The sequence below is a fragment of the Acidobacteriota bacterium genome (assembly GCA_030697165.1).
Taxonomy (GTDB): Bacteria; Acidobacteriota; Vicinamibacteria; order Vicinamibacterales; family UBA2999; genus 12-FULL-67-14b.
In genome coordinates, this window is record JAUYQQ010000001.1 from 237,596 (window position 1) to 249,893 (window position 12,298).

Consider the following 12,298-nt stretch of genomic DNA (forward strand, 5'->3'; position numbering starts at 1 on the left):
CAGAATAGGGGGCCTGGGGTGCCTGAGGTGCCTAGGGTGCAAAAGGAGACAATGTGATGTCGCGTGTATTGCTCGCCCTCGTGACGACCGTGGTCGTCGCCACTAATCTGCATGGCCAGCAACCGGCGGCGCCGGCGGCGACCGCCGATCCGGTTCGGACGTTGGTCGGCCGGCTGGATCTCGAAAAGTACAAGGCCACGGTGAAGGGCCTGACGCAGTTCGGCGATCGCCGCCAGGGCACCGAGCGCAACCGCAAGGCGGTGGACTGGATCGAGGCGCAGCTCAAGAGCTACGGTTGCACCAACACCGAGCGGCTGAAGTACACCTACACCACGCCGCCGCGAAACCCGAACGCCGGCAGACCGCGCCCGGCGGCCGATCCCAACGCCATCCCGACCGCCTCGGGCGGCGGACGGCCGCGCGGCCTCCGCGCGCCGACCGGGGTCAACAACGACCCCATGAAGCAACCCGACGAGAAGCTGCGCGCGCTTAACAGCGAGCCCGCCACGGACGGCCCGCGCGAACAGGTCTACTGCACCAAGATCGGCGCGACCCGGCCCGACGAGATGTACATCATCGGCGCGCACATGGACGGCCACGGCTGGGGCGAGGCGGTCAACGACAACGGCTCTGGCACCGCGCTCGTCATGGAATTGGCCCGCATCTTCAGCTCACCCGACGTCGTCACCGATCGCTCGATCCGCTTCGCGCTGTGGAACAACGAAGAGACCGGTCTGAACGGCGCCTATGCCTACGTCGAGCAGCGTAAGGACCTGCAGGGCAAGGAAGATCCGCCGGGCTCGGGCCGCTACCCCGAACCGAAGTGGGTCGGCATGATCCAGCACGACATGATGATGTTCGACCACGGCATGCCACGCGCCGACGGCACGGTCAGCCCCGAACAACGGCCGGAAGCCGACGTCAACATCGAGTTCCAGGTCACGTCAAAGTTCCTCGCTGGTGCCAGGGACCTCGCGTGGGCCCTGCACGCGGCGAACGAGAAGTACGCCACCGACTATCCGTCGAACGTCGGTGAGCATATGACCAACACCGACTCCACCGCGTTCATGGATCACGTGCCGTCGATCAGCCTGCGCGAGAACGAGCGCGGCATTCACACCGGCAACGGCTGGAACCCGCACTGGCACCAGCCGACCGACGTGTTCGCGACCTACTCGGACAAGGATTTCCGTCTGGGATTGAACGCCGCGCAGACCACGCTGGCGGGTGTCGCGCAGTTGACCGGCGCGCGCCTGAAATAGAACAGGAGGTCAAGAGGTCAAGAGAAACCATTCTTGAACTCCTTATCTCCTGTTACGACAAAGAAAAAGGCCGGGGGTTAACCCCGGCCTTCGTCGTTGTCGGAAGTGTCTGAGTCCTCGGTTGGCTCGTCTTCCAGGTCATCGAGCCATGGATTGGGCTGCGGACCGGGGACGATGCCCGCGATGTCCGGATCCACTCCAGCTGGGTCGTTCGGGCCAACCTGGCTGCGACGCTGCTTGGTCTCCTCGCGGCGAAGCACTTTCTGCTTCTGCTTCTCCACGCGAGCCCGTTCGCGTTCTCGCTTACCTCTGCCGAGGGGTCCTCGTGTAGCCATTTAGCGTTGGCCTACCAGCGCGGCTCGCGCCGTCCGCCGCCACCGCCACCGCCGCCGTTACCGCCACGGCCGCCGCCGCCGCCACCGAAGCCACCACCGCCGCGGCCGCCGCCGCCACCACCGAAGCCACCGCCGCCGCGGGCTTCCTTGGGACGCGCTTCGTTCACAGTGAGAGTCCGGCCACCCAGCTGCGATTCGTGCAGCTCGGTGATGGCCTTCTGGGCGCCTTCATCGGTGCCCATCTCGACGAACCCGAAACCGCGGGCGCGTCCAGTAGCCATGTCGCGCATCACCGTGACCGATTCCACGGGGCCGACTTTTTCGAACAACTCCTGAAGATCCTGCTCCGCCGCGGTGTAGGGAAGGTTCCCCACGTACAACTTCCGACCCATCGTCTTCTCCTCGTCTCGCTACGCGAGAACGCTTCGCCACAACCCTTGCAGGCTGCCGGCCGCTGGCAGTGACCCCAATTGGCCCTGAAACACGAAAGACCGCCTCTGGGCGGTCCTCCCCTACAGCACCCTTGAGTCTACCAGAAATCACCGTGTCGCCAGCCCGGAGGGCCCCCGTCTGCACGAACGGTTGGGCTGGGACGAATGCCTGGCCGATAATGATTGCTCAGTGCTTTGGACGACCACGCTCCATGCCGCGATTCTCTTCGCCGCCACCGGCCTGTCGATCTGGGCCGCGGTGCTCGCGCGCACGCGCCGCGGCGTGCCCGGCGGCGCTCCGTTCGGCTGGATGATGATCGCCGTCGCGGTGTGGACTTTCACCAGCGCATTGCACGCGCTGGTACCCGACACCGGCACCCGCGTGGCCCTGGCCAAGCTGCAGTACCTCGGCGTGGCGCCGATCGGCGTATTGTGGCTGCTCTTCATCAGCGCCTACAGCCGCGCCGCGTGGCCGGAGAATCGCCTGCTGCGCGCGGCGATCTGGATCGTGCCCGTAATTACTCTGGCACTGGCCGCCACCAACGACTGGCATCACGCGTACTGGACGGCGATTACCGAAGTCGCGACCGCGTCCGGGACGCGGCTCATCTACACCGGCGCAACGTGGTACTGGGTGAATGCCGGCTACAACTACGTGATGATGGCGATCGGCACCTGGATCCTCGTGAGGGGGTTGCGCCGCTTCCCGCCGCCCTATCGCCGCCAGACCGTCTTGATGATCATCGGCGCGATCGTGCCATGGCTCAGCAACGTCCTCTACCTGTCGAGCGCGCTGCCGGCCACCGGCCTCGACCTCACGCCGATCGGCTTCACGGTGTCGGGGGTTTGTTTTACCTGGGCGCTCTCTCGCTATCGCCTGTTCGGCCTGGTGCCGGTCGCCCGCGACATGGTGGTCGACAGCATGGACGACGGCGTGCTGGTGCTCGACGCCGAGCGCCGCCTCGTGGACCTCAACGCCGCGGCCGAGAAGTTCACCGGCTGCACGGCGGCAAGCCTGGGCCGGCCGGTCGAAGAAGTGGTCGGCTGGTGGACGGCCGCAGTGGCCAACGACCGGCCGCTCGGCGAAGGGCAGCCGGCCATTGTCAAGGTGGAGCCCGGACCGCGGTTCTTCGAGGTCAAGGTGACGGCCGTGCGCGACGCCAAGCGCCGGTTCGCCGGCTGGCTGGTGACGGTGCACGACATCTCGGGCCGCCGCCGCAACGAAGCCGAGCGGTACGCCTTTGATCGGCGGGTGCAGGAGCAGCAGAAGGCCGAAAGCCTGATGGTGCTGGCCGGCGGCGTCGCCCATGACTTCAACAACCTGCTGACCGGCATTCTCGGCAACGCTGAGCTGCTGGCGATGCAGGCGCCGGCCGAGTCGGGCCAGCGGCGCGCCGCCGAGTCGATTGTGATCGGCGCCCAACGGGCCGCCGACCTGGTGTCGAAGATGCTGGCCTACGCCGGCGGCGGCCGCGTCGTCGCCGAGCGCGTCGACCTCGACGCGCTGGTGCGCGAGATGGTGGACCTGCTCGAGGCGTCGGTGGCGCGGCACTGTACCCTGACCTACCAGAGCCCGGGACCACTGCCACTGGTCGAGACCGACCCGACGCAGCTGCGCCAGGTGGTGATGAACCTGATCATCAACGCGACCGAAGCGGTCGAAGAAGGAGGCGTGGTGACGGTGGCGACCGGCGAGGAACGACTGGATCGCGAGCTGCTGAAGCGCATGACGTTCGGCGCCGACGTCGAGCCGGGCCGCTACGTGTTCATCGACGTGGTGGACAACGGCGCCGGCATGAGCGAGCACACGCTGGCGCGGATGTTCGATCCGTTCTTCTCGACCAAGGATCAGGGGCGCGGCCTCGGCATGGCCGCGGTGCGGGGCATTGTCGGCAGCCACCACGCCGCGCTGCGGGTGACGTCGGCCCAGGGTCAGGGCACGCGGTTCAGGGTCTGGTTCCCCCTGGTCGTGTCGAGCCACTCGACCAGGCCGGCAAAGGAACTGACCCGCGGGCAGTCGACGCCGCCGTAAAGACCGGCCATGTCGAACAAGACCGCGTCGCGCAGGCCGGCGCGGCGCGCGCCGATTACGTCCACGTGATAGAGGTCGCCAACGTGCACGGTGCGCCCGGGTTCGGCGCGCGCCTGCTGGAGCGCCAGGTGAAACAGCTGCGGGTCGGGCTTCTCAACGCCCCATTCATGTGAATCGAGCAGGTGGTCGAACCAGCGCGTGAGCTGCAGGCGGTCGAACAGGTGACGCAGGCGGCCGTTCGCGTTCGAGACCACGACCAGGCGCAGGCCGCGCTCGCGCAGCGCCGCCAACGCCGGCTCGACATCGGGTTCGACGTGCTCCCAGAGGTTTTCGGCCTTGTGGTACTCGCGCAACTCGGCGAGGGCGGCGTCGGTGGCGGCGCTCTGTGTCACGCCGGCATGCTGCAACACCAGGTTGAAGTAGAGCCAGCCGCGGGAGCGATCGTCGGTGGCGGCAATCACTGACGCCTGGTCAAGCTCGTGGGTGGCGCGTTGTTCGGCGGCGGCGAGCGCGGCTGCGGTCACCGGCGCGCCGTAACCCACCAGGGCCGCGGCCACGCGGGTCCACGACGGATGGCACAGCACGCCGCCCGCGTCGAGAAAGACGGTGTCGATCACCGGCCACCGCCGCTGATGATGCGGTTGACATCACCCTTGACCGACGACAGGTCCAGCGGCGGCTGCTCGCTGGCCGGTGGCAGCCAATGCTGGTACTCCACGAGCGGCCGGTCGTCGGTAAGCACCGGACCCGGACCAATCAAGGCCTGCATCTCCACGGCGCTCGCCGTGTACCAGCTGCGCAGCGCGGCAAAGCTGGTGAGGCCGACGGCGTCGAGCGCGGCGCGCGTCTCGGCCGTGGACCGCAAGCGCTCGAACCGGTCCGGGGCAATCGTCAGCGGCGTGCGCGAGCCGATCATGAAGTTGCCGTCGTACCAGAGCGTGGCGTCGGGAAACACGGCCAGGAACGTCCGCATGATCAGGCCGTACTCGATCGACGGGCGATGACCAATCCACTGGAGCACGAGGCCGTCATCGGTGAGCGCACTGCGGACCAGCTCGAAGTACTCACGCGAATACACGTGACCGGCGCCGGCGTGGCCGGGCTGGATGATGTCGGCGGTAATGACATCGAAGCGGCGGTTGGTCAGCGACAGGAAGTTGCGGCCGTCATCGATGCGAATCGTGACGTTGGGGCGCTCGAGCAGGTCGTAGTTGACGTGCGCGAAGAACGGCGCCGCGCGCCGCACGCTTTCCGACAACTCGACGACCAGCACCTCGGCTTCGGGGTACTGGCTGACCGCGCCCGGCGTGGCGCCGCCGCCCATGCCCACCACCAGGACGTCGCGGGGCGAGCCGTGCAGGACCATGGGCAGATGCCCGATGGCCCGGTGCAATTCCACCATTGGCGGCTGGTCGTTGGCCTGGTGCAGGCCGTCCAGGTACAGCACCCGCTGGAACAGGTTCGCGCGCACGCTGACGGCGGTCTGCGGGCCCTCGTCGCGCCACAACTCGCTCATCGTATTGCCGTAGCGGCGGTCGATCGCCACCGTGAACGGATCGGCCATCCCCCTGGCCACCGGTACGAACGCGATCACGATCAGGGCCACCGCAAGGAGGGCCCCTCGGCCACCGCGGGCCGCCACCATCAACCCGCTGGCGACGAACAACGCGGCCATGGCGATGAGCGCCTGTTGGGCACCGAGCCAGGGCAGCAGCAGGAACCCGGCCGCCAGCGAGCCGGCAATCGCGCCGGCCACGTTCAGCGCGTACATTACGCCGACACGCCGCCCGATTGCGGCGCGGTCGTGACCACCTGCCGCTTTACCAGTGGCGAGGCCGAGGGCCAAGGGGAAGCCGACGCCCATGGCGATCGCCGCCGGCAGGATCGCGATCAGCACCGCCGCCCACAGGCCGGTCGTCTTCCAGCCCGCGGCGATGGTCCACAGCAGGAAGCTCATCGACGCGACGGTGGCGAGCCCGGTGGCCGCCTGTACCACGGCCAGCCACATCGTCGCCCTCGCACCCGTCCGCAGGATGCGCGCGGCCAGGAAGCCGCCCATCGCAATGCCGAACAACACGGTCGCCAGCATCGCGGTAAAGGCCTCGGTGGTGGCCACCACGAACTGCAGCATCAGCCGGAACCAGAGAATCTCGAGACCAAGTGACGCAAAGCCGGAGATGGCCACAACGGCAGCGAGCAGGAGGGGCACGCGCGCGAGGGCCGGCGACGCCTGGGCCTCACTGGCGGTCTCTGGACGCCATGCGGGACCGTGCCCACGGCCGGCCCACAAGGCCAGTATGCCTACCGCAATGTTCACGGCCGCCGCGGTCATGAAGGCGCGCTGGACGCCGATGGCCGGTATCAACAGGAAGCCCGTGAGCACGGTGCCGACCATGGCGCCGGTCGTGTTGACCGCGTAGAGCAGGCTGATGCGCGAGGCGATCGGCGCGTTCGTCGCCGCCACCGAGGCGCTTAACAGCGGCAGCGTCATACCCATCAGCGCCGTGGGCACCACGAGGATTGCCAACGAGGAGGCCAGGCGCGCGACGGTCAACAGCCCCAGCGATTCCGGGGCGGCGGCCTGGAGCGCGCCGTACAGAGCCGAAGCTGCGCTCAGCAGGTACGGCGATGCGAAACCGGTGACGCCAATCAGGATCTCGGCGGCGCCGAAGGCCAGGAGCGGCGGGATGCGCCGGCGCAGGACGTACCCGGCCAGGAGGCTGCCGATCGCCAGCCCGGCCATGAACGCGGCCAGGACCGTGCTGGCCGCGTAGACCGTCACGCCGAACACCAGTGACAACCGTCGCAACCAGAGCACCTGGTAAACGAGGCCCGCGATTCCGGAAAAGAAGAAGAGGGCGAAGACCGCTCGCCGGTTGGACATCCCTTGCCGATTCTACCTTGTCCGTTCAGTCTCGCTATAATCGGGACGTCATGTCCGACACTGCGCGGCCGCCACGCACGCATTTCGACGCGGCTTTCGGGCCGCTCGAAAGCCGCGTGCTCGACGCCCTGTGGTCGCGCACCACGGCGGCGTGCGTCCGCGATCTGCAGCCCGCGTTCCCCGGCGTGGCCTACACCACGCTGATGACCACGCTCGACCGGTTGTTCCGCAAGGGGGTGCTGCGCCGCGACAAGATCGGGCGCGCGTTTTTCTATCAACCGCAGGTCACGCGAGATGAGCTGCGATCACAACTGGCCGGGTCGACGTTCGCGATCATGCTGCCGGGCGACGCCTCTTCGGCGCGGCCGATCCTGTCGCAGTTCGTGGATGCCGTGGGCGATCGCGATCGCGCGCTGCTCGACGAACTCGAAGGCCTGGTGCGGGCCCGCCGGCAACAGCTAGAACGCACAATGGCGACGCCGCGCGACGCCATCAGCCGGAAGGACGCCAAATGAGCCGCGCCATGCTCATGGTTTCGGTGGCGCTCGCCAGCTACGCGCTGCTCAGCAGCCTGGCCTCGCTCCTGGCAGTGGTCGCCTGGCAATGCGGCTGGCTCTCCCGCCAGAAATGGCCACCGGCCATCCGCGCGCGCCGTCTCGTCATGCTCCGCGCCTTCCCCGTTGCGTCTGCGGGCATCATCGTCTCGTTATTGGTCATGCCGGCATTCGTCATGTTCGAGCCGGTGCGGACCACCGAGCCGGTCGGGCCTCTACTTATCGGCCTGGCGCTCGTCGGCCTCGCGCTGCTCGGGTCCGGTGTCGCGACCGCCGCCATCAGCGCCCTTGCCACCTGGCGCGTCGAGCGCCGCTGGCTGCGCGCGGCCAGGCCTCTTGATCTCGATCCGCCGGCCGGCGTTCCCGCCTACGCCGTTGACTCGTTCACGCCAATCGTGGCCCTGGTCGGCGTGTTCGCGCCGAAGCTGATGGCGGCGCGGACCATCATCGATGCCTGCGAACAAGACGAGTTGGCCAGGATCGTCGCGCACGAACGCGGCCACCTGCGCGCCAGGGACAACCTGAAGCGATGGTTGATGGCGTGCGCCCCCGACCTGCTGCGCTGGACCCCCGCGCACCACGCGATCGTCCTGGCTTGGGATGACGCCGCGGAAGATGCGGCCGACGATGTGGCGACGGCCGGCCACGAGAAGGCGCGGCTGGACCTGGCCGCGTTGCTGGTGAAAGTCGCGCGGCTGTCGGCCGGCCCGGGCTGGACCGCCGCGACCATCAGCCCCTTCATCGAGCGCGACCGCCTCGACCGCCGGGTCCGTCGCCTGCTCTCGTCCACGCAGAACGCCGATGCGCCCCGCCCAGCTCCGGCGCAAGCCCTCGTCCTTACCGCCATCGCCGGCGTCGTGTTGACGACCGCCGGCAGTCCGACGGCTATGAAGACCCTGTACGAAGCCGTCGAAGCCGTCGTCGCCTTCGGCCGTTAAGCACCTTAGGCACCCCAGGCACCCTCTAGGCACCTTAGGCACCTTAGGCACCCTGTCTCTGTCTACTAGCACTGGTAGTAAGACGAGCGCGTTCGTATTGTCGTGAAGTCCTATGTACCTTCGGTTTCTGCTGGTCCTGGCGATCCTGGCCCTGCCCTCATCGGCCTTCGCGATGAAGGGGCGAGTGGTGGACCAACAGGGCCGTCCGGTAGCCAATGCCACGGTCTCGGTGCTCGGCCGCCCCGGCGAAGCGATTACCGACGCGGATGGCCGTTTCGAGTGGCAGCCCGATCCGCCGACCCCCTTCGAGGTGCTGGTCATCGACAAGGCGGGGTCGTACTCGCGACCCGTGTTGATCGAGACGGTGGTGCCCGGGCAGGAAGTGCTGATCACGATCGCGCCGTTGCTGAGCGAGTCGGTCACGGTCACCGGCTCGGCGCCCAGTATTGAAGCCACGCCGGCCGCGGCGACGACGAGCGTGAGCGGCCGCGACGTGTCGGTGCGCCAGCCGGCCAACCTGATGCAGGCGATCGAGAACGTCGCCGGCGTCAACCAGGTTTCCGAGGGCCAGGCCGCGGTGCCCGCCATTCGCGGACTGGCGCGCGGCCGTACGCTGATCCTGATCGACGGCGCCCGGGTCAGTTCCGAGCGCCGCGCCGGGGCCAGCGCGACATTCCTGGATCCGTCGCTGGTCGAGGGCGTGGACGTGGCGCGGGGACCGGGTTCGGTCGCCTACGGCTCCGACGCGTTTGGCGGGGTGATCTCGGTGCGCACCAGGCGCGTGCCGCCCGGCTCGCCGTGGGCGGCGCAGTTTTCGGGCACGGCCGGCACCGGGGTGCCGGAACTGCGCGCTTCGGTCGAAGTGTCGAAGGGCTTCGCCCACGGCGGCGTGCTGATGGCGGCGCACGTGCGCGAGGCCGATGATTGGAACAGCCCCCAGGGCGAGGTCTTCAACTCCGGGTTCTCCGATCGCGGGTTCATGGTCCGCGCCGAGCAGCAAGCCAGAGGCGGAGTGCTGAGCGCGGGATGGCAAAGCGATTTCGGCCGTGACATCGAGCGGCCGCGGGACAACTCGCAGGCCGTCCGGTTCTACTACCCGGCCGAGGACTCGCATCGCTTCACCGCCGGCTACGAAGCGCGCGAGATCGCAGGGTTCCAGCGGCTGGGCGTCACCACCTTCGTCGGCAACCACGCCCAGGTCACCGACCAGGATCGGTTCGCGACCGCCACGACCGTCCGCACCATCGAGCGAGCCGACGTGACCGCGAACGACTTCCAGGTGCGGGGCTTTGGCGAGCGGCTGTTCGGCACGTCGCGGTTCGAGATCGGGCTGGACGTCAACGGCCGTGCCGGCCTGCATGCCATCGACGACTTCATCACCTACAACCTGGCGGGCGAGGTGGTCAGCACGCACCCGAGAGTCTCGATCGACTCGGCGCGGCGCACCGACACGGGCGCGTACGCCTCGATCGACTCGGCGCTCAGCAGCGTGCTCGCCGTCGGCGCCGGCGTGCGCGGCGACTACGTGACGACCAGGAACGAAGGCGGCTACTTCGGCGATCACCGCACCAGCAACGGCGCCTTCTCCGGCTTTGCGTCGGCCACGCTCGGCAGCTTCCGGGGAATCAGCCTCACCGGCCAGATTGCGCGGGGCTTCCGCGACCCGGTCCTGTCGGACCGCTACTACCGCGGGCCGACCGGGCGTGGCTACATCACCGGCAACCCCGAACTGGATCCGGAAACCAGCATCCAGGGCGACCTCGCGCTGCGCTATGTCGCACCCAGGTTCCGGCTGGCGACCTACTACTACGATTACCGCATCCACGACCTGATCGAACGCTACGCGACCTCGTCCGACGACTTCTTCTTCCGCAATCGCGGCAGCGCCCGCATCCGCGGGTTCGAGGTCGAAGGCCAGGCCGAGATCGGCGCCGGCCTCTCTCTCGAACTGGCGACCCAGGTAGCCGAAGGGCGTGCGCTGGACGACGACGCCTACCTGGACGACATCTCGCCGACCAACATCTCCGCCGTGCTTCGCCGGCAGTTTGGCGCAGGGGCATTTGGGCAGGTGCGGGTCGCCTACTTTTCAGACGACGAGCACACCGGTCCGACCGAGCGCCGCGTCCCGGGCTACACGCTGCTCGACGCCGCGGCCGGCTTCCGGGTGGCGAAGCCGCTCGAGTTGCGTCTCCAGGCCCGCAACCTGCTCAACCAGGAGTACTATGCAAGCCAGGACGTGCGCGCGGTGCTGGCGCCCGGCCGGTCGGCTTCGCTAATTGCAGCGGTCAAGTTCTAGCGCGTGTCATTCAACGTCCTCAACCGTAAGGTCCACTACTGGATTGGCTTCGGCGCCGCGCTGCCGGTGCTCGTGATGATCCTGAGCGGGCTCCTGTTACAGGCCAAGAAGCAGTCCACGTGGGTGCAGCCGGCCGAGAGGCGCGGCACCGGCGCGAGCCCGGCGATCGATTTCGCGGCCATCCTCGCAGCGGTCAAGACGGTGCCCGGGATGCACGTGCAATCGTGGGACGACGTGAACCGGATGGATGTGCGCATTGCCAGGGGCGTCGCGAAAGTCTGGTTGATGAACGGCTACGAGGTGCAGGTCGACACCGGCACCGGCGCCGTGCTGCAGACCGCCTATCGCCGATCGGACATCATCGAGTCGATCCACGACGGCTCGTTCTTCGGCGGCGACTGGACCAAGCTCGGCATCTTCCTGCCCGCCGGCATCGTCGTGCTGCTGTTGTGGATCAGCGGAATGTGGATGTGGTGGGTGCCCTATGCCGGCAAGCGGCGACTCAGGGCCGAGCGCGCTAAATCGTCACGGCCTTCTCGACGATGAAGGTGTTGTTCTCGGTTTCCTGGATGGTCACCTCGATCGTGTAGCAAATGGCCCTGCCGGGATACTGCGTCCGGATGAGCGCCTCGACGCCGTCGAAGACGTGGTGCGCGACGTTCTCGACGCTGGGTCCCTTGCCCTTCAGCATCACGATCCCCTCCGGCTCGAACAGGCCGGCGTCGAGGAACGCTGTATCCTGGGCGGTGATCAGCATCTTGTGGTCGAGCGCGCGCATCACGTTCTTGATGTCACCGAAGTCGATCGACATGTCGAGGTCGTTGCGGGGAAACTCCTCCGTCGCCACCACCACTTTGCCCTGCCAGGTGTGGCCGTGGACGAACCGGCACTTGCCGGGGTACCCCAGCTGGCGGTGGCCCGCATGGAACTTGGCGGTGACGATGATTTTCTCCATTGCTGATTCGATTATGGTCTATCACGGGGGTTCAAGCACGGGGGTTCAATCACGACGGTTCAAGCACGGGGGTTCAATCACGACGGTTCAATCACGACGGTTCAATCACGACGGTTCAAGCACGGTGGTTCTTTTTGGCTTTCTGTTTTGCTGCCGCCGATCGTAGGTAGACCTGCAGGCTAGTGATGGCGGAGCGGCAGCGAGCGCCTTTTAGGATGAGGGGACCGACCAACGCCGCTGGGAAGTAGCTACTCTCTACCCCGTCTCGTAAGTGGTTCTCCGTCTCGTCCAGTGAGCCGCGAGCGATGCTCAAGAACCTGGCGAAGTCGCCGGGGTCATAGCGGCCAAACCCTTCGGCAATATTGCTGGCAATTGACCGGCTCGAATCATTCAACTGTTCGCAGAATCTGCGATCTCGAGACGCCGGACCGGACTTGGTCAGCTTGAGCACCTGCTCACGAAGCTCGAAGGCAAGTTGCCATGCCACCAGTTCCCGAAAGTGCTTGGCCATGCCCCGCGACGGGAGCACAAACAGTGCCAACGAACCTTCGTGGTAGAACCTTCGTGGTTGAACCCCCGTGGTTGAACCCCCGTAGTTGAACCCCCGTGGT

11 protein-coding genes and 1 pseudogene are annotated in these 12,298 nt (G+C 67.4%); 6 read left to right on the plus strand and 6 right to left on the minus strand.

Features of this window, described 5'->3' with window-relative positions; genetic code table 11:
• The first annotated feature begins 56 nt into the window (after positions 1-56).
• Positions 57-1,262, plus strand: coding sequence for a M28 family peptidase (locus Q8T13_00980; protein MDP3716323.1), 1,206 nt, complete (start codon positions 57-59; stop codon positions 1,260-1,262).
• A 149-nt stretch (positions 1,263-1,411) separates the two neighbouring features.
• Here Q8T13_00980 and Q8T13_00985 read toward each other — a convergent pair.
• Positions 1,412-1,597 (minus strand): annotated as a pseudogene (locus tag Q8T13_00985) (hypothetical protein).
• Positions 1,598-1,608: 11 nt separating this feature from the next.
• A complete protein-coding gene (locus Q8T13_00990) occupies positions 1,609-1,989 on the minus strand; it encodes an RNA-binding protein (GenBank protein MDP3716324.1) in 381 nt (126 codons plus the stop codon).
• 229 nt (positions 1,990-2,218) lie between these two features.
• Between Q8T13_00990 and Q8T13_00995 the strand changes: the two genes are divergently transcribed.
• Positions 2,219-4,060 carry a histidine kinase N-terminal 7TM domain-containing protein gene (locus Q8T13_00995; protein ID MDP3716325.1) on the plus strand — a complete coding sequence of 614 codons (1,842 nt, stop codon included), beginning with the start codon at positions 2,219-2,221 and terminating at the stop codon, positions 4,058-4,060.
• Here Q8T13_00995 and Q8T13_01000 read toward each other — a convergent pair.
• Both Q8T13_01000 and Q8T13_01005 read right to left on the minus strand, forming a co-directional pair.
• Positions 3,961-4,677, minus strand: coding sequence for an HAD family hydrolase (locus Q8T13_01000; protein ID MDP3716326.1), 717 nt, complete (start codon positions 4,675-4,677; stop codon positions 3,961-3,963). The two genes, Q8T13_00995 and Q8T13_01000, sit on opposite strands and share 100 nt — an antisense overlap.
• Positions 4,674-6,944 (minus strand): fused MFS/spermidine synthase, encoded by a 2,271-nt coding sequence (locus Q8T13_01005; GenBank protein ID MDP3716327.1) that lies wholly within the window; start codon positions 6,942-6,944, stop codon positions 4,674-4,676. The genes Q8T13_01000 and Q8T13_01005 overlap by 4 nt, the downstream gene beginning before the upstream one ends.
• A 50-nt stretch (positions 6,945-6,994) precedes the next feature.
• Here Q8T13_01005 and Q8T13_01010 point away from each other — a divergent pair, with 50 nt between their 5' ends.
• The 4 genes from Q8T13_01010 (at position 6,995) to Q8T13_01025 (ending at position 11,278) form a co-directional block, all read left to right on the plus strand.
• Positions 6,995-7,459, plus strand: a complete 465-nt coding sequence (locus Q8T13_01010; protein ID MDP3716328.1) for a BlaI/MecI/CopY family transcriptional regulator — start codon at positions 6,995-6,997, stop codon at positions 7,457-7,459.
• Positions 7,456-8,436 (plus strand): M56 family metallopeptidase, encoded by a 981-nt coding sequence (locus tag Q8T13_01015; protein ID MDP3716329.1) that lies wholly within the window; start codon positions 7,456-7,458, stop codon positions 8,434-8,436. Before Q8T13_01010 ends, Q8T13_01015 begins: the two co-directional genes overlap by 4 nt.
• Before the next feature lie 112 nt (positions 8,437-8,548).
• Positions 8,549-10,732: a TonB-dependent receptor gene (locus Q8T13_01020; GenBank protein MDP3716330.1), complete on the plus strand. Its 2,184-nt coding sequence runs from the start codon at positions 8,549-8,551 to the stop codon at positions 10,730-10,732.
• Between the two features lie 3 nt (positions 10,733-10,735).
• Positions 10,736-11,278: a PepSY-associated TM helix domain-containing protein gene (locus Q8T13_01025; protein ID MDP3716331.1), complete on the plus strand. Its 543-nt coding sequence runs from the start codon at positions 10,736-10,738 to the stop codon at positions 11,276-11,278.
• On the opposite strand, the gene Q8T13_01030 is transcribed toward Q8T13_01025, so the two are convergent.
• Positions 11,250-11,687, minus strand: a complete 438-nt coding sequence (locus Q8T13_01030) for a 6-carboxytetrahydropterin synthase (GenBank protein MDP3716332.1) — start codon at positions 11,685-11,687, stop codon at positions 11,250-11,252. The two genes, Q8T13_01025 and Q8T13_01030, sit on opposite strands and share 29 nt — an antisense overlap.
• Positions 11,688-11,802: 115 nt before the next feature.
• Positions 11,803-12,198, minus strand: coding sequence for a four helix bundle protein (locus Q8T13_01035; protein MDP3716333.1), 396 nt, complete (start codon positions 12,196-12,198; stop codon positions 11,803-11,805).
• Positions 12,199-12,298 lie beyond the last annotated feature (100 nt).

Excerpts from the sequence above, each read along its gene's own strand:
- Q8T13_01015 (MDP3716329.1), top strand. The coding sequence starts at position 7,456 with ATGAGCCGCGCCATGCTCATGGTTTCGGTGGCGCTCGCCAGCTACGCG.
- Q8T13_01020 (MDP3716330.1), top strand. The coding sequence starts at position 8,549 with ATGTACCTTCGGTTTCTGCTGGTCCTGGCGATCCTGGCCCTGCCCTCA.
- Q8T13_01010 (MDP3716328.1), top strand. The coding sequence starts at position 6,995 with ATGTCCGACACTGCGCGGCCGCCACGCACGCATTTCGACGCGGCTTTC.
- Q8T13_00980 (MDP3716323.1), top strand. The coding sequence starts at position 57 with ATGTCGCGTGTATTGCTCGCCCTCGTGACGACCGTGGTCGTCGCCACT.
- Q8T13_01005 (MDP3716327.1), bottom strand. The coding sequence starts at position 6,944 with ATGTCCAACCGGCGAGCGGTCTTCGCCCTCTTCTTCTTTTCCGGAATC.
- Q8T13_00990 (MDP3716324.1), bottom strand. The coding sequence starts at position 1,989 with ATGGGTCGGAAGTTGTACGTGGGGAACCTTCCCTACACCGCGGCGGAG.
- Q8T13_01035 (MDP3716333.1), bottom strand. The coding sequence starts at position 12,198 with ATGGCCAAGCACTTTCGGGAACTGGTGGCATGGCAACTTGCCTTCGAG.
- Q8T13_01030 (MDP3716332.1), bottom strand. The coding sequence starts at position 11,687 with ATGGAGAAAATCATCGTCACCGCCAAGTTCCATGCGGGCCACCGCCAG.